The sequence below is a fragment of the Stenotrophomonas sp. NLF4-10 genome, from assembly GCF_022359915.1.
Taxonomy (GTDB): Bacteria; Pseudomonadota; Gammaproteobacteria; order Xanthomonadales; family Xanthomonadaceae; genus Stenotrophomonas; species Stenotrophomonas daejeonensis.
Window position 1 is genome coordinate 179430 of sequence record NZ_JAKSEE010000003.1, and the last position, 17061, is coordinate 196490.

Sequence of the window (17061 nt, forward strand, 5' to 3'; positions counted from 1 at the left end):
GGGCAATCACGGAATCACGTGGGTGCCGGGCTTGTCCGGCACGGGTTGCATCGGGAAAGCCCATGCGGGGCAAGCCCCGCATCTACGGACGGGCTTGCCACGCGCGCCGCTGGATCACTTTTCCTTGCGCCAGTTGATCGAGCCGCGGTTCTCCACCGTGCTGGACTCGACCTCGACGTCGAAGCCGCGGCGCAGCAGGTACTTGAGGGTCAGCACCGAGCCGCTGCCGATCAGCGAGACGCCGTAGCCGACGTAGAGCTTGGGGGTGATGTACTTGCCCACGCCGATCACCGCGCCACCCAGCGCGCGCGACTGGCTGACGCCGGCGTCGTCCAGGCCGAGCCGGGCGCCGACCTGCGCGGCGATCAGGCCGCTGCCGGCCGACAGCGCCGCCGAGGCGGCGTTGACCTGCTGCGCCTGGTCGCTGCTGGCCATGCTCAGGCTGCGGCCGAGCACGAGGTAGGCCAGCGCCTCGGACTGCGACATCGCCGGGTCCGACCACACGTCCACGCGCGGTTGCTGGGCACGGCCGGTGACGTGGATGCCGGCGGTGACCTCGCCGATGGCGCGCTGGGCGCGGATGTTGATGCGCGGGTCGGAAACGATGCCGTGGTTCCACAGCAGCTGGCCGTCGGTGATGGTCAGGTCCTGGCCGTAGGCCTTGTAGCGGCCGCTGACCTCCAGCCCGCCGTTGGCGGTCATCTCGTGGCCGGGGCGCGCGCGCACCTGCATCCTGCCGGTCAACGCGCCCTTCAGGCCGAAGCCGCTCATCTTCACCTTGTCGCCGAGGCTGACCGCCAGGTCCATGTCCAGCGGCGAGGTGCGCGTTTCCTCCGGGTCCACCGGGTCGAGCACCACCACGTCCTCCGAGGCCGAGGTACCGCGATCCAGCCGCTCCAGGTCGATCGCGGCCTCGGGCACGTGCACGCTGCCGCGCAGTTCCATCGCGGTGCCGGCCAGGGTGAAGTCGAGGTCGGGGTTGGCGACCACGCGCAGTTCGCTGGTGTTGGACACCAGCACGTTGTCGCCGGCGATGTGCAGCTGCAACGGCTGCGCGTCGCCGAACCACGACAGGCCGCCGTCCACGCGCAGCTTGCCTTCGCCACCGGTGTTGACCTCGGCGGCGATGCGCGCCGAGCCGTCGGGCTGGGCGCTGAAGCGGCCGCTGCCGTCGCTCAGGGTCAACCCCAATGCCGGGAATTCGCCGCTGAAATCGCTCAGCTTCGCCTCGCCGCCGAGCGAGGGTTGCGCGCGCGTGCCGCGCAGGCTGACGTGGCCTTCGACCAGCCCTTTTGGCCGCACCAGGTCGGGCGAGAACAGCTCCATCCAGTACAGCCGCGACATGTTCAGGTACAGCTCGCCGGTAAGCGCGGCGTCCGCCTCCCAGCCGGTCTGCACCCGGGCATCGACGAAGCCGTCGCCCTGGAAGCCGATGCCGAGATAGCCGTTGATGGCGCCGGGCTGCATGTCCACGTCGAGCGAGAAATGGTCATAGCGCACCAGTTCGCCGCGGGCGTTGTCGCCCAGGCGGATGCCGCCTTCCAGCGAGGCGACCTTGAAACTGCCTTCCCATGCCTTGCCGCGCGGGCGCAGGTGGCCATCGAGGGTGACGTCGCCGCGCAGGTACATGCGGCGGCCGGCATTGGGCGGCAGCCACGGTTGCACCAGCGCCAGCGGCAGGGCGTCGCCGCTCAGGCGCAGGCCCTCGCGTGGCCAGTCGGCGCCGATGCACAGGCCACCACCGGTTTCCGAGCCGAGGCAGGCGTCGGCGAGGGTGAAGCGGCTGCCCTGCACGGCGAACGCCGCCGGCTGCCGCAGTTGCCACGGCGCGCCCTTCACCGGCGCCACGCGCAGCGAGGCCAGTTCGCCGCGCCATGCCGATCCGGCCTGATGGACGCTGCCGGCCAGCACCAGCTCGCCCAGTTCATTGCGGACGGCGGCATCCAGCTTCAGGTTCTGCAGGCTGCCACGGGCGTCGATGCGCAGCTGGTCGAGTAGCAGACCGGCTTCCACCGCGCTGGCGCGCAGTTGCAGGCTGCCGTCGTCGCCCCGCCACGGCAGGTGGCCGCCGAGGCTAAGCTGGCCGACCTTCCAGTCGTCCCATTGCAGGCTGTCGCCGTGCAGGTCGGCACTGATGTCCGGTTGCGACGGGGTGCCACGCAGCCGCGCGGTGCCGGCGAGGCTGCCGCTGGTGCCGGGCAGCAGATCGGACAGGTGCAGCGGCTCCAGCCTGGCGTCCACGTCGAGGCGATCGCCGACCATGCCCTTGGCCTCGACGCGGCTGTCGCCCAGCTGCAGGCGCAGCTCGCCTTCGCCCTGCGTGCCCTGCACGGCGAAGCGCGCGCGCGCATCCACCGCACGCCCGCGCAGGTGGCCACGCAGCTGCGGCAAATCGACCTTGGCTTCGACGTGCAGTTCGTCGCCTGCGGCCGTGGCCGGCAGTTGCTTGCCGGTGGAAGCCAAGGTGCCGGACAGGTTGCCGTCCCAACCCGGCAGGAAGTAGCCGGGGTCGAAGCCGGCCAGCGTGGCGCTGACGTCCCAGGCCAGTTCCGGCGCCCATGCCGCCGAGCCGGCGAGGTCGAGCGTGCCGCCCGGCGTGGTCGCCTTGAAACGTTCGATGCCGGCCTGCTGGTCGTTGCCGCGCACGTCGAAGTCCAGGCTGGCATCCTGCGCGGCGCGCGCGACTTCGGCGTTGCCGATCGCCGCCCAGTTCTTCAGGCTGCCGGCCACGCCCAGCCGCGCCTGCTTCAGGTGCATCGGTTCCGGCGCGACGCCGGGGGCGGCGGGGTCCGGCTGCGGCGTCCAGGTCAGCTGTTCGGCGATCACCGCGGCGCGGAAGCCCGGGTTCTGCGCATCGCTGAAGTCGGCCTTGCCCTGCAGGCGCACGCGGCCGCCGAAGGCCTCGACCACCAGTGGCGAGGCGGTCAACACCTGGTTGTCGAGGGCGAGGTTGGACGAGGCCAGCACCAGTTCGCGGTCGCCCTGGCGCACGCGGCCGCGCAGCTGCGCGTTGCCGCCGCGGCCGTGGGCGGTGAAGTCCAGCAGCAGCGGCGCCGGGGCCTGCGCCATGTACTGCGCCGGCACCAGCTGGCCGAGGTCGAGCTGCTCGCTGCGGGCGGACAGCTGCCATGTCGGGTCCTGGCGACCGTCGAACACCAGGTTGGCGCGCAGGGGCTGCGGCGAATGGCTGGTCAACGCCACCTGCATGTGCGCCAGGTCACCGCGCGCGACCAGCCCGAGCCGCGCCGGTGCCTGCCCCGGCCGCGCCGGCAGCAGCGCGCGCACGGTCAGGTCGGTGCGGTAGTCCTGGTGCGGCAGGTAGTGGCCGTCGATCCGGAAGTCGCCGAGGTTGCCTTCCACCTCGAGCGCGGTGGCGCGGAACTCGCCATCGGCCGCTTCGATGCCGCCGCGGATCCGGCGCAGGTCGACGACCGGCGCGTCGTGCGGGGCGATGCGCAGGCGGTCGATGACGATGCGGTCGGCCTGCAGCGCCAGCGGCAGTTCGATGGCCGGCAGCACGTCCGGCCAGCGCGGCAGCTCGAAGGGGGTGTCTTCCGATGGCCCCAGCTCCAGCCGTGCGTCGTTGATCTCCAGCGCGTCCAGCCGCAGCTTGCGGCCGAGCAGCGGGCGGATGTCCGGGTCGAGCAGCGCGCGGCGGGCGGTGAAATGCAGGTCTTCGTAGCGGAAATCCAGGTCGTGCAGCACCAGCGGCCCGGCCAGCGGCCCTTCGGCCTTGCTCCAGCTCAGCGACGAGTTGGCCGGCAGCCGCGCCACCACCTGCGCCAGCAGCACGTCGCGCCCGGCGATGGTCTGCAGCAGCCAGTACACCGCCAGCAGGGCCAGCAGCAACAGCGCGCCCATGCCGATGCCGCTGCGGATGGCCAGCGTGCGCATGCGCGCGCGGCGCCGCGCGCGCAGTTCGGCGATGCGCGCTTCGCGCTGCTCCGGGCTGATGTCGCCGGATGCGATGTCGTCGGCGCGGCGGCTCACAGGTCCGCTCCGATGTTGAGGTACAGCTGGAACTGCGAATCGGGGTGGTTCAGGCCGTGGGCGATATCCACCCGCACCGGGCCCACCGGCGATTTCCAGCGCACGCCGAAGCCGACGCCGGTATGCAGGTCGATGCCGTCGTCGAACGCGCTGCCACTGTCGACGAACACCGCCGCACCCCACGGGCCGCCGCCGAAGTAATGCTCGTACTCGGCCGAGCCGACCACCAGGTGCTTGGCGCCCAGCGCGTACTTGTCCGGCGCCGGCGTGCGCGGGCCGATCTCGCGCCAGGCATAGCCGCGCACCGAGCGGTCGCCGCCGGCGAAATAGCGCAGGCTGGGCGGCATCGCCACCAGGTCGCCGGTGCGGGTGGTGCCGGCCTGTCCGCGCAGGATCAGGCGGTCGGCCTCGCCCACCGGCACGTACCAGCGCAGGGTGGCGTCGGCCTGGATGAAACTGGTGTCCGAACCGGCGCCCTCGATGCCGCCGCGCAGCGTCGCGTTGCCGCTGAAGCCGCGGCGCGGGAAGGCCTTGTCGTCCACGTCCACGTAGTCGGCGGTCAGCTGCGGGTAGACCAGCGTCGAGCTCTGGTATATCGCGTCGTTGAACGGGTCGCCGGAGCTGTAACGCCAGCGCTCGCGCAGCGCGTTGAGCGAGGCGATGACGGTCCAGTGCTCGTTGAGCTCGCCGCTGCGGCTGCCGATCAACTTGAAGTTGCGCATGTCGATGTAGCGGGTCTGCTCGTCGTACGCGCTGATGGCGAAGGTGTACCAGCCGTCCAGCCAGCGGAACGCCGGGATGCGGTAGCTGGTGACCAGGCTCTTGCGCTTCTGCGCGTAGTCCAGCTGGGTGCTGAGCTTGTGCCCGCGGTTGTTGACGTAGCGCCGCTCCACGCCGCCGCGCACGCCGGGGCCGCTCTCGCTGCCGTAGCTGATGCCGGCGCTGTAGATGTTGCGCTTGGCCAGGGTGAGGTTGACGTCCACCGGCACCCGCCAGTCGTCGTCGGCCAGCTCCGGGTGCGGCTGGATGTCGATGACGCCGAAGTAGTCCAGCTTGGTCAGCGATTCGCGCAGGCGGTCGAGCTTGCCCTCGTGCCAGTAGCTGCCCTCTTCCCAATACACCAGCGGCTCGAACAGGCCGTCGCGGAAGTAGTCCTGGTTGAAGCTGATCGGGCCCATGTTGTAGCGGCCGCCGCTGTCCCAGCTCAGGAAGATGTCGGCCGCGTTCTGAGCGCGGGTGACCTCCACCTTGCGCTGGGTGAAGTCGGCGTCGAAATAGCCGCGCTCGGCCAGGCGCCGGGTGATGACGACCTTGCTGGCCTCGTAGGTGACGTGGTCGAACGGCTCGCCCTCGCGCGGGCGGAAGTCGTCCAGGTCCTCGCGCAGGTAGCGGTCGCGCACCGCCGGGCCGGTGATGACCACCTCGGCCTGCCGCACCCGCACCGGCTCGCCCTTGTCCACGTGGATCACCACCTGCAGGGTGTCGCCCTGGCGCGGCGCCTCCACCGCGATGACCGGGTTGTAGTAGCCGAACGGCTCCAGCGCCTGCCGCGTCTGCCGCTCCGCCTGCGACAGCAGGTATTCCAGCCGCGACTCGCCCTGCACCTTGCCGATGGCCTCGTACAGCGTCAGCGAGACCTCGATGTTCTCGATGATGGCCGCGTCGTCGCCCTTGTCCAACCCGGTGATCCGCACCTTCTCGATGGTGCCGCGGGCATGGGCGGGAGCGGCGGCCAGCAGGGCGGCGGCGAGCAGGAAAAACGTGATTCGGGCAGGCAACATCGCAGCAGCATACCGGGCCGAACGTTACCGGCAAAATCACGGTGCGAGAGGCAAAAACCGCGTGAAATCGGCGTAAAGAAAGCGCCTGTTCCCGCGAGTGGTCACGGATGCCTGAACGCCGTGGGAGCGCACCTTGGTGTGCGGTGGGGCGTTATCGGGAAAGCTCCATCGCGCACCAATGTGCGCTCCTACAAATCAGCCCTGACCCACTTCCTCACTGCTTCGATCAGCGCAGCAGCATGCCGCAACGCCTCGGCCACCATCGCCTCGCCAACCAGGTCGCCGCTGTAATCGACCACGTTGCGCTGCTTGCGCAAGGCGTCAAGCTGGATGACGACGTTCTTGTCCAGCCCCAACGTCAGCGGCAGGGTCTGGATCATCGTCTGGTGGTGGCCGGGCTTGCTGGTCAGGGTGCGATAGCCGCTGGACTGCAAGGCGGCATTGGCTGCCTGCATGATGGCGCGGTAGGCGATGTCGAAGCGGCTTTCGTTGCTCAGGCCGGGCGTTTTGGCATCCTGCAGCGCGCGTTGCGCCGCTTCCAGCAGGCGTTGCACATCGGCCGGCTGGGCCGCGACGCGCTCCAGCTGGCCGATCCTGACCAGATTATCCAAGCTCATCTTCACCCCCAATCAGGAACAGCTTGGGCTTGGCCATCACCTCGCGGTAGAACGTGCCATCACCTGCGGCCAGCTTCTGCCATTCCGCAGGCGAATACAGCTTCGGGTTGATTTCCCGGCCCAGGGTTTCCTGTGCCGGATACAGTGCCGTGACCACCTCGCCGTAGCCCAGGCCCTCACCGATCAGCAGCACGTCCACGTCACTGCCCGTGCGAGCCTTGCCGCTGGCGCTGGAACCGAACACGAAAGCCACGCGGATCCGCTCCGCCAGTGGCAGCAATGCCTGCGCCAGTACGTCGGCCAGCCCACTGGTCTTGCGCAGGATCGAGGCCAGCTCCTCGAACACGGGGCTGCGCGTATTGGCGGCGTACAGCACCTGATTTCCCCGTGGGCTGCGGGTGAGCAGACCGGCTTCCACCAGCTTGGCCAGTTCGCGCGCCAAGGTGCCGGAAGTGGTGCCGGTCAGACGGGCGATTTCACGCTGGTGGTAGCTGTTTTCCGGGTGCAGCAACAACAGGCCCAGCACACCGCGCCGGTATCCGGGGAAAAGAACATTGGCCAGTGCGGTGTCCATGAATTCGACTGCTGCTTTATTGGCAGCGATTGTAGCCTTTTCAGCAGCACCTGCACTGCTCGAATTGCAGGTTCGACATGCCCGCTCCAAATGGCGCTTCCCGGACCTCGTCGCTTCGGCATCAGGCACTCCTGATCTGTATCGGGAACGTGGCGCGCACTTGCCGCATCCAATGGGCAAAGGGGCAGCCCGCCCCGACAACTTCATCCGCCGATCATGGAAATCGCCATGTCATTCATTGCCAGCCTTCAATTCGCCAGCCCTTCCCATCATTTTCTTGCCGCGACCCCAGCGATACAGGCACCCACGCTTGCCCATGCCTTGATCGCCTTTGCCGTCGCCGCCACCGGCGGGCTCGTCCTTGCCGCCTACGTGCTCCGCAACAAGTTCGCACCTTGGGCGCTTTCCCTGCTGCATGCCGCCCTTGGCGCGACCGGGTTGCTGTTGCTGATTGTTTCGATCGTGCGTGGAGCGGCATCGCAACCGGTGTTGATCGGCTTCGCGTTGCTGCTGCTGGCCGCTCTCGGCGGGTTCTTTCTCGCCTCGTTCCACCTGCGCAGGCGCCTGCCGCCCAAGGCCGTGGTGGTGGTTCACGCAGGCGTGGCCGTGGCGGGCTTTCTGGTCGTGCTCGCACAGGTGCTGTGACCATGCGCCATCCCCTGCACCCCGCGCTCGTACACTTTCCGGTCGCCTGCTGGTCATTGGCGGTCGTGGCCGATGTTGCCGGACTGTGGTTCGGAGAAACCGCCTGGCGTTGGTCCGGCGGACTGCTGGTGGCGGGGTGCTCGATGGCGTTGGCGGCAATGCTCGCCGGCATGATGGAACTGTCGCGGGTACCGGAGGGTGCGGCGATGGGCGATGCGTGGCGGCACATGGGCGCGATGCTGCTCGCCTTCGCCCTGTTCACCGCCCGGTTGCTGCTCCGGCTCGATCACCTGCACCTGCTGCCGCCGGACACGCTGTCGCTGCTGCTCGATGGCGCCGGCTTCCTCGCCCTCAGCGTCGGTGGCTGGTTCGGCGGACGGCTGGTCTACATCCACGGCGTCGGTGGCAGCCGGACATGAGTGACGGCACCGTCATCCCCCCGCAAGGCGTGCATTCGCCTCCGCCCCGTGCCCTTCCCTGTTCACGGCGGCAGCCACCCATATCCGGAGATCCCTCGTGACGAAAACCACTCTTGCACCGGTCCCCCACGATGGCACGATCGCCGCAATGAAGACTTCCGACCGCATCCGGCTGCGGCTGGAGGCCGCCGGCAGGAGCCATCGCGCCAACGACAACATCGCGGATTTCATCGAAGACGGCGAGCTCGACGAATTGCGCCTGGAAGTCGAGGCGCGGATGAAGGAAGTGCTGCACGCCCTGGTCATCGACACCGACAACGACCACAACACGGCCAATACCGCGCGGCGTGTTGCCGGAATGTTCGTCAACGAGGTGTTTTCCGGCCGCTATCGCGCCGCCCCGACGACCACCACCTTCCCCAACGTTGCCCGGCTCGACGAACTGATGATCGTCGGCCCGATTACCGTGCGCAGCGCCTGCTCGCACCACCTGTGCCCGATCATGGGCAAGGTGTGGATCGCGGTCCTGCCCAATGCCTCTTCCGACGTGATCGGCCTGTCCAAGTATGCGCGCCTGTGCGACTGGGTCATGAGCCGCCCGCAAATCCAGGAGGAGGCGATCGTCATGCTTGCCGACGCACTGGAGCAGCGGATCAAGCCGGACGGGTTGGCCGTGGTGATGGAGGCCAGCCATTCCTGCATGCAGTGGCGCGGGGTCAAGGACGGGCAATCGCTGATGAGCAACCTGGTCACGCGTGGCGCCTTCCAGCAGGACGCCACCTTGCGCCGCGAATTTCTTTCCCTGATTGGACGAGGTGCCCGATGAAACTGCCCACTCTTATCGTCGCGCCGGCCGTCGAGCTCGTCGACGGCAACGGCCAGGTGGTGGACGTGCACGCCGGAAAACGCACGTTGCTGGCCTTCTTCCGCGATACCACCTGCCCGTTCTGCAATTTCCGCATTTTCGAGCTGACCCAGCGCCACGCGGAACTGTCTGCGGCGGGGCTGGAGATCATCGCCGTGTTCGCTTCCACCCCCAACGAGGTCGCACGCTTCACCCGGCTGCGCCCCCGCCCATTCCGGGTCGTGGCCGATCCGGCCGACCTTGCCTACCGGGCCTACGGCATCCAGCGCTCCTTCGCCGGCAAGCTCCATGCCGTGTTCTTCAGGACCCGCGAATGGCTGACGGGGATGCGCGCCGCCGGCTGGTTGCAGGCCCTGCGCAGCCTGGGCGGGCTTGGCACCAACAACCTGCTTCCCGCCGACTTCCTGATCGACGAATCCGGCTACATCCGCGACGTCCACTACGGCGAAGATGCCGGGGACCACATTCCATTCGAACGCATCGAACGTTTTCTCGCCCATCCCGCACCCACCAGACAATGAGGCCGCACGCCATGCCCTTCCCGCTTGAAAACCCGGCCCCACCGATTCAAGCCGACATGCCGGACACCGAGCTCGTGTCCCGGGCCGCACTTGGTGATGGCGCCGCATTCGAAGCCATCATGCGCCGCCACAACCGCATGCTGTTCCGCACCGCACGCAGCATCGTCAAGGACGATGCCGAAGCCGAGGATGTCGTCCAGGAGACCTATCTTTCCGCCTGGCGGTCGCTCACCCGTTATCGCGCCGAAAGCAAGCTATCGACCTGGCTGGTGCGCATTGCCGTCAACGAAGCGCTGCGACGGCTGCGACGCAAGAGCGCGCAAATCATTCCGCTGGAGGCTGCCATGACCCATCCGGATCCCGGCACCCGGGCATTCCTGGCCGACGAGCCAGACCGTGAACCCGAGCAGTTGGCCATGCGCGCGCAAACGCGCAGGTTGATGGAAAGACGCATCGACCTGCTTCCGGACGCATTCCGTACCGTGTTCATGCTGCGTGTAGTCGAGGAAATGAGCGTGGAGGAGGTTGCCCAGGCATTGGAGATTCCCGAAGCCACTGTCCGTACACGCCTGTTCCGTGCCCGTGGCCTGCTGCGGGAGGGACTGGCACAGGAAATGGACCACGCGCTCGACGATGCCTTCGCGTTCGATGGTGCCCGCTGCGACCGGGTCGTCACCGCCGTGCTGGCCGCAGCCCGTGCTGAGGGGCTCTGCGGCGGGGAATAGCCGGGAAGGCACGCGAACCCACGCCATGCCGGGCAAGCCCGGCATCTACTTGCAGCAATCGCTGGCGCAGGTACCGGGCTTGCCCGGTACGGGGCTTTATTCGGTAATGCTCCATGCGGGGCAAGCCCCGCATCCACGATGTCCTTGGCACCGGTCAGCTGGACAGGTGCTCGATGGCGGCAACGCTGCCGAGGCGGTCGCCGAGGGTGCGCAGCAGGGCCAGGCGGTTGCCGCGCAGGGCCGCGTCGTCGGCGTTGACCATCACCTTGTCGAAGAAGGCGTCCACCTGCGGGCGCAGGCGGGCGAGGCGGCCAAGCACGGCCACGTAGTCCTTCCGCGCCAGCGCGGTGTTGGTGTCATCGATGGCGGCGGCGACGGCCTCGGCCAGCTCGCTCTCGGCCGGCTCGCGCAGCAGCGACGGGTCGATCTGCCCCGGAATCACGCCCTCGGCCTTGCGCAGGATGTTGCGGATGCGCTTGTTGGCCGCGGCCAGTGCCTCGGCCTCCGGCAACTGGGCGAAGGTGCCGATGGCGTCGATGCGGCGGTCGAAGTCGTACAGCGAGGCCGGCTTCAGTTCGGCGACGGCGTTGAAGTGGGTGGCGGGGACGCCTTTGTCGGCGTAGTAGCCGCGCAGGCGATCAACAACAAAGTCGTAAACCTCCGCCAGTTCCTTGTTGGTGAACTCGGAACTGCCTTCTTGTGAGACCTCTACCTTTGCACCCTTCAAGGCAGCCGACATTGCAGCTTCTGTCTTGCGGGCAGCAGCCATAGAAGCAATATCCTCGTTGACACGCGAATAAGCTTCATGGATGAGCATTTTCAGGTCGAGATCAAAACCGGACTCGATGATCGTCCGCGCCAACCCCAACGCATTGCGCCGCAGCGCGAACGGATCCTTGTTGCCGGTCGGCTTCAAGCCTGCGGCGAAGCCACCAACCAGCGTGTCCAGCCGCTCGGCGATCGCCAGCACCTTGCCCAGCTGCGACGCGGCGATGTCATCGGCGGCGAAGCGCGGCTGGTAGGCCTCGTCGATGGCCAGCGCGACGGCGGGCGATTCGCCACCGGCCACGGCGTAGTGGCGGCCGGCGATGCCCTGCAATTCGGGGAATTCGTTGACCATGCGCGACTGCAGGTCGTTCTTCGCCAGTTCGGCGGCGCGCCGAGCCTGCACCGGGTCGGCGCCGACCTGAGGGGCGATGGCCTGCGCCAGCGCGCTCACGCGCTGCACCTTGTCGGCCACGCTGCCGAGCTTGGCCTGGTAGGTAACGGTTTTCAGGCCGTCGCCCATCGCCACCAGCCCCTGCTTGAGGTCCTCGTCGAAGAAGAACTTGGCATCGGAAAAACGCGGGCGGATCACCCGCTCGTAGCCCTTGGCGACCTCGGCCACGTCCTTCGATTCGATGTTGGCGATGCCGATGAACTTCTCGGTCAGCTTGCCGCCGGCATCGAGTACCGGGAAGAACTTCTGGTTGACCTCCATCGTCTCGACCAGCGCTTCTTGCGGCACGGCGAGGAACTCGCGCTCGAAGCTGCACAGCACCGCCGCCGGCCATTCGACCAGGTTGACCACCTGTTCGAGGTTGTCATCGGTGATGCGCGCCACGCCGCCGGCCTTGGCCGCGGCGGCGTTGACCTCGTGCACGATGCGCTCGCGGCGGGCGTCGGCATCGACGATCACGCAGGCCGCCTGCAGCGATTCGACATAGTCGCCGGGCTGGCTCAGCCACACCTGCTTGTCGTGCATGAAGCGATGGCCGCGGCTCATGCGGTCGGAGTTCAAACCCAGCAGTTCGGCCGGCACCACGTCCTTGCCGTGCAGCAGCACCAGCCAGTGCACCGGGCGGGCGAAGCCGTATTCATGCGCACCCCAGCGCATCGGCTTGGGGATCGGCATCGCGGCGATGGCCTCGCGCAGGATCTCCGGCAGCAGTTCGGCGGTGCGCGCGCCCGGCTTGACCGAGCGCAGCACGAAGCGCTCGCCCTTGGCATCGGTGGTGCGCTCCAGCTGCGTCCAGTCGATGCCGGCCTTGGCGGCGAAGCCGGCCAGCGCCTTGGTCGGCTCGCCGTTGGCGTCCAGCGCGATGTTCAGATAGGGGCCGAACACTTCCGAATGCTGTTCGGGCTGCTCGGTTTCCACGCCCGGCAGCAGCACGGCGAGGCGGCGCGGCGTCGAAAGCGGCTTGGCGTCGCCACGCTCGAAGGCGATGCCGCGCTTGGCCAATCCATCAATCACGCCATCGAAAAACGCCTGCGCAAGGCCCGGCAGCGCCTTGACCGGCAACTCCTCGACGCCCAGTTCGATCAGCAGCGGCTGCATGCTCATGCCTGCACCTCCTTGGCGGCCACCGCTTCGAGGCGCTTGGCCTCGTACAGCTTGGCGACCGCCTGCGCCAGCGCGCGCACGCGCAGGATGTAGCGCTGGCGCTCGGTCACGCTGATGGCGCGGCGGGCGTCGAGCAGGTTGAACGAATGGCTGGCCTTGCACACCTGCTCGTAGGCCGGCAGCGGCAGGCCGGCCTCGACCAGCTTCTGCGCCTCGGCCTCGCAGGCGTCGAAGCGGTGGAACATCTCGGCCACGTCGGCATGCTCGAAGTTGTAGGTGCTCTGCTCCACCTCGTTCTGGTGGTAGACGTCGCCGTAGGTGACCGGGGTGCCGTCCGGGCCGTAGGTCCAGACCAGGTCATAGACGTTGTCGCAGTTCTGCAGGTACATGCACAGGCGTTCCAGGCCGTAGGTGATCTCGCCCAGCACCGGCTTGCACTCCAGGCCGCCGGCCTGCTGGAAGTAGGTGAACTGGGTCACTTCCATGCCGTTGAGCCAGACTTCCCAGCCCAGCCCCCACGCGCCGAGGGTCGGCGATTCCCAGTTGTCCTCGACGAAGCGCAGGTCGTGCACCAGCGGGTCGATGCCCAGCGCCTTGAGCGAGTCCAGATAGAGCTGCTGGATGTTGTCCGGGCTCGGCTTCATCGCCACCTGGTACTGGTAGTAGCGCTGCAGGCGGTTGGGGTTCTCGCCGTAGCGGCCGTCGGTGGGGCGGCGCGAGGGCTGCACGTAGGCGGCGTTCCAGCTTTCCGGGCCGATCGAGCGCAGGAAGGTGGCCGGGTGGAAGGTGCCGGCGCCCACTTCCAGGTCCAGCGGCTGGATCAGCACGCAGCCCTGCTTCGCCCAGTAGTCGTTGAGGGTCTGGATCAGGCCCTGGAAAGTGATTGGAACGGTGGGAGTCGCGGACATGCTGCCTGGGCCGTACGGAGGGGTGCGCTAGTATAGCGAGCGACCACATGGCGGCCGCGCCAGCAAGGAGTTTCAGGTGGAACAGCAGGCCGCGCACAGCGCCCCCACCCCGCCCGTCCCGGTAGCCATCACCCCGGGCCGGCTGCAGTTTTCCAACGTCGCCGCGGCGCTGCTGGGCGACGGGCTGGTGGCCGCGCACGACCAAGAACGCATCCGCTTCTCCGCGCAGGGCGCGCGCAACGCCAGCGAGGTGCACCCGCTGGTGCTGCTGGCCAACCTCAAGCTGGCCGCCGCGCCGCCGGCTTCCGGCGAGCTGGGGCTGGAGCGGCTGACCGAATGGCTGGCCGCGCGCACCGACACCCGCTACCTGCGCATCGACCCCACCCGGGTCGACGTGGCCGGCGCCACCGCGGTGGTGTCGCACGCCTACGCGCGCCGCCACCGCATCCTGCCGCTGGCGGTGGACGCCGAGCGCGTGCTGGTCGCCACCAGCGAGCCGCTGGCGCGCGACTGGGTGCCGGACCTGCAGCACCTGGCGCGGCGCCGCATCGACGTCGTGCTGGTCAACCCGCTGGACCTGCACCGCTACTCGATGGAGTTCTTCGGCGTCACCCGCTCGGTGCGCGGCGCGCGCGGCGACGTGCGCGGCGAAGGCAACGGCACCCTGCCCAGCTTCGAGCAGCTGGTGGAACTGGGCCGCGCCGGCGACGTCAACGCCGACGACCACCACGTGGTCAGCATCGTCGACTGGCTGCTGCAGTACGCCTACGAGCAGCGCGCCAGCGACATCCACCTGGAGCCGCGCCGCGACATGGGCCGGGTGCGGTTCCGCATCGACGGCGTGCTGCACAAGGTGTTCGAGCTGCCGCCGGCGGTGATGACCGCGGTGGTCAGCCGCATCAAGGTGCTGGGGCGCATGGACCTGGCCGAGCGCCGGCGCCCGCAGGACGGGCGCATCAAGACCCGCTCGCCGGGCGGGCGCGAGGTGGAAATGCGGCTTTCGACCATGCCCACCGCGTTCGGCGAGAAATGCGTGATGCGCATCTTCGACCCGGACGCGGCGTTCAAGAGCATCGAGCAGCTCGGCTTCAGCCCCGAGGAAGCAGCCGGATGGAACGAGCTGACCACGCGCCCGCACGGCATCGTGCTGGTCACCGGCCCGACCGGCTCGGGCAAGACCACCACCCTGTATTCCACGCTCAAGCGGCTGGCCACGCCGGACGTGAACGTGTGCACGGTGGAGGACCCGATCGAGATGATCGCGCCGGAGTTCAACCAGATGCAGGTGCAGGCCAACATCGACCTGGACTTCGCCGCCGGCGTGCGCACCCTGCTGCGGCAGGACCCGGACATCATCATGATCGGCGAGATCCGCGACCTGGAAACCGCGCAGATGGCGGTGCAGGCCGCGCTCACCGGCCACCTGGTGCTGTCCACCCTGCACACCAACGACGCGCCCTCGGCGATCACCCGCCTGCTCGACCTCGGCGTGCCGCACTACCTGATCGCCTCCACCGTCAACGGCGTGCTGGCGCAGCGGCTTGTGCGCACCCTGTGCCCGCACTGCAAGCGCGCCGACGTGCCCGACGACGTCGATTGGGCGCCGCTGCGTGATGCCGATGAGGCATTACCTGATGCCATCAACGCCTGTGCGCCGGTGGGTTGCCTGGAGTGCCGGCGCACCGGCTACATGGGCCGCGTCGGCCTGTACGAGCTACTGCCGCTTGGGCCGACGCTGCGTGCGCGGATCACCGCCGACATGGACCTGGCCGGTTTCCACCGTGCCGCGCGTGGCGAAGGGCTGCGCACGCTACGCCGCGCCGGGCTTGAAAAGGTGGCGGCCGGGCTGACTACAATCGAGGAAGTCCTGTCAGTCCTGCCTCCCACGGAATGAAGCCCCTGCCGTTCCTGATCGTCGAAACCGGGCAACCGTTCCCGACCCTGCGCCGCTACGGCCGCTTCCCGCACTGGATCCGCGTGGCCGCCGGGCTGGAAGAAGCCGAGACGGTCACGGTCAACGTCGAGCACGGTGAAACCCTGCCGTCGCGCGAGGGCTACGCCGCCACGATCATTACTGGCTCGGCCGCATTCGTCACCGACCGCGCAGAGTGGAGCGAGCGCAGCGCCGGCTGGCTGCGCGAGGCCGCCCACGCCGGCATGCCGCTGCTGGGCATCTGCTATGGCCATCAGCTGCTGGCGCATGCGCTGGGTGGGCAGGTGGACTACAACCCGGCCGGGCGCGAATCCGGCACCATCCGCCTCGACCTCGACCCGGCCGCCCACGCCGACCCGCTGTTCGCCGGCCTGCCAGCCAGCTTCCCGGCGCAGGCCACCCACCTGCAGACCGTGCTGCGCGCGCCGGAAGGCGCCACCGTGCTGGCGCGCTCGGCGCAGGACCAGTGCCATGCCTTCCGCTGGGGCGAGAACGCCTGGGGCATGCAGTTCCACCCCGAGTTCGCCACCCACCACATGCGCGGCTACGTGCGCGCCCGCGCCGACTGCATTGCCCGTCACGGCGGCTGCGCGCGCAGCGTGGCCCGGCAGGTCACCGCCGCGCCGCAGGCCCGGCAACTGCTGCGCCGCTTCGTGCGCCACGCCCGCGGCCACGCCGGATGATTCCACGTAGGCGCGGGGCCTGCCCCGCACCGGGGCGTTGCCGGTAATGCCCCATGCGGGGCAAGCCCCGCACCTACACCGGCCGCTGGCGCCTCTTCACTACGCCCCTCGCCTTTCGGGCGATAATCCGCGCGCGCCGGCGGCCGTGCCGGCAACCTCCCCGTTTCGGAATTGCAATGAGCGATATTCGCAAGGTGCCGGCCGCTGCCGGCGCGCAGTGGCTGCTGGACGCGTTTTCCCTGTTCCGTCGCGCGCCGCTGCAACTGGCCATGCTGGGCGTGGCGTGGATGCTGGTCACCACCCTGATCCTGCTGCTGGCGCAGGCGCTGCCGGGCTGGCTGGGGCTGGCCGTGCAGTTGCTGTCGTTCGCGGTCGGGCCGCTGATGTTCGGCGGCATGCTGTGGGCGGTGAGCGAAATCGACCAGGGCCGCCCGGCGCTGCCCGCGCACCTGCTGCAGCCCATCCGCGACCGCCGCGTCTCGCACCTGCTGGTGCCGCTGGCGGTGCAGTTCATCGCCGTGCTGCTGCTGGGCACGCTGCTGTTCTCGCTGATCGGCCGCGAGGGCTTCGGCGCCTTCAGCGAGGTCATGGTGAAGATGCAGCAACTGCAGCAGTCGGGCCAGCAGGTCAGCCAGGAGGAAGCGCTGGCGCTGGTGGCCGGCATCCCGGTCAAGCGCATCGCGCTGTGGGTGCTGGTCGGCCTGGTCACCTTCATCGCGCTGAGCATGGCCATGTTCACCCAGCCGGCGCTGGTGATGTTCGACCGCCACAGCGGCCTGCACGCGCTGCGCATGAGCCTGCAGGGCTGCGTCGAGAACTTCCGCGCGATGGCGGTGTTCATGGTGCTGGGCATGATCGCCACGCTGTGCATCTACTTCGTGGTGATGGTGCTGATGCAGGTGGCGCTGCTGCTGGCCGGCCCCGGCGCGGCGGCGCTGGTGATGCAGCTGGCGATGACCACGGTGATCATGCCGCTGTACGTCGGCTCGGTGTACGCGGCGTGGAAGCAGATGTTCGCGCACCGCGGGCGGCCGGTGCCGCCGCCGGCTGCCGGGCACGTGTTCGAGGCCTGATCGA

The 17061-nt window shown here is 68.7% G+C and carries 14 protein-coding genes; 8 read left to right on the forward strand and 6 right to left on the reverse strand.

The window, feature by feature from the left end; translation table 11 throughout:
- Positions 1–114: 114 nt before the first annotated feature.
- The 4 genes from MIC98_RS00910 to MIC98_RS00925 all read right to left on the reverse strand — a co-directional run bounded on the left by MIC98_RS00910 (position 115) and on the right by MIC98_RS00925 (position 6962).
- On the reverse strand, positions 115–3894 hold the full coding sequence (locus MIC98_RS00910; RefSeq protein WP_239737971.1) for a translocation/assembly module TamB domain-containing protein: 3780 nt from the start codon (positions 3892–3894) through the stop codon (positions 115–117).
- 92 nt (positions 3895–3986) lie between these two features.
- Positions 3987–5771: an autotransporter assembly complex family protein gene (locus MIC98_RS00915; protein ID WP_239734969.1), complete on the reverse strand. Its 1785-nt coding sequence runs from the start codon at positions 5769–5771 to the stop codon at positions 3987–3989.
- A gap of 188 nt (positions 5772–5959) precedes the next feature.
- On the reverse strand, positions 5960–6382 hold the full coding sequence (locus MIC98_RS00920) for a HEPN domain-containing protein (protein ID WP_239734970.1): 423 nt from the start codon (positions 6380–6382) through the stop codon (positions 5960–5962).
- Complete coding sequence (locus MIC98_RS00925) at positions 6375–6962, reverse strand: nucleotidyltransferase domain-containing protein (RefSeq protein ID WP_239734971.1); 588 nt, start codon at positions 6960–6962, stop codon at positions 6375–6377. Before MIC98_RS00925 ends, MIC98_RS00920 begins: the two co-directional genes overlap by 8 nt.
- A 228-nt stretch (positions 6963–7190) precedes the next feature.
- Here MIC98_RS00925 and MIC98_RS00930 point away from each other — a divergent pair, with 228 nt between their 5' ends.
- The 5 genes from MIC98_RS00930 to MIC98_RS00950 all read left to right on the forward strand — a co-directional run bounded on the left by MIC98_RS00930 (position 7191) and on the right by MIC98_RS00950 (position 10137).
- Positions 7191–7607, forward strand: coding sequence for a hypothetical protein (locus MIC98_RS00930; RefSeq protein WP_239734972.1), 417 nt, complete (start codon positions 7191–7193; stop codon positions 7605–7607).
- Positions 7608–7609: 2 nt separating this feature from the next.
- The gene (locus MIC98_RS00935; RefSeq protein ID WP_275584457.1) at positions 7610–8026 is read left to right on the forward strand and encodes a DUF2231 domain-containing protein; all 417 of its coding nucleotides are present in this window, start codon (positions 7610–7612) and stop codon (positions 8024–8026) included.
- Between the two features lie 148 nt (positions 8027–8174).
- Positions 8175–8852: a GTP cyclohydrolase I gene (locus MIC98_RS00940; protein WP_239734974.1), complete on the forward strand. Its 678-nt coding sequence runs from the start codon at positions 8175–8177 to the stop codon at positions 8850–8852.
- Positions 8849–9412 (forward strand): redoxin domain-containing protein, encoded by a 564-nt coding sequence (locus MIC98_RS00945; protein WP_239734975.1) that lies wholly within the window; start codon positions 8849–8851, stop codon positions 9410–9412. Before MIC98_RS00940 ends, MIC98_RS00945 begins: the two co-directional genes overlap by 4 nt.
- 11 nt (positions 9413–9423) lie before the next feature.
- Entirely contained in the window at positions 9424–10137 is a 714-nt protein-coding gene (locus MIC98_RS00950) for an RNA polymerase sigma factor (RefSeq protein ID WP_239734976.1), read from the forward strand.
- A 154-nt stretch (positions 10138–10291) separates the two neighbouring features.
- Here the strand turns inward: MIC98_RS00950 and glyS are convergent, their stop codons facing one another.
- Together glyS and glyQ are read right to left on the reverse strand one after the other, a co-directional pair.
- Positions 10292–12460 (reverse strand): glycine--tRNA ligase subunit beta, encoded by a 2169-nt coding sequence (gene glyS, locus MIC98_RS00955; protein ID WP_239734977.1) that lies wholly within the window; start codon positions 12458–12460, stop codon positions 10292–10294.
- Positions 12457–13368 carry a glycine--tRNA ligase subunit alpha gene (gene glyQ / locus MIC98_RS00960; protein ID WP_239734978.1) on the reverse strand — a complete coding sequence of 304 codons (912 nt, stop codon included), beginning with the start codon at positions 13366–13368 and terminating at the stop codon, positions 12457–12459. Before glyQ ends, glyS begins: the two co-directional genes overlap by 4 nt.
- Positions 13369–13444: 76 nt before the next feature.
- Between glyQ and MIC98_RS00965 the strand changes: the two genes are divergently transcribed.
- The 3 genes from MIC98_RS00965 (at position 13445) to MIC98_RS00975 (ending at position 17057) form a co-directional block, all read left to right on the forward strand.
- Positions 13445–15262, forward strand: a complete 1818-nt coding sequence (locus MIC98_RS00965; protein WP_239734979.1) for a GspE/PulE family protein — start codon at positions 13445–13447, stop codon at positions 15260–15262.
- Entirely contained in the window at positions 15259–15984 is a 726-nt protein-coding gene (locus MIC98_RS00970; protein ID WP_057641083.1) for a glutamine amidotransferase, read from the forward strand. Before MIC98_RS00965 ends, MIC98_RS00970 begins: the two co-directional genes overlap by 4 nt.
- A gap of 176 nt (positions 15985–16160) precedes the next feature.
- Positions 16161–17057, forward strand: a complete 897-nt coding sequence (locus MIC98_RS00975) for a BPSS1780 family membrane protein (protein ID WP_239734980.1) — start codon at positions 16161–16163, stop codon at positions 17055–17057.
- The last annotated feature ends 4 nt before the right edge of the window (positions 17058–17061 follow it).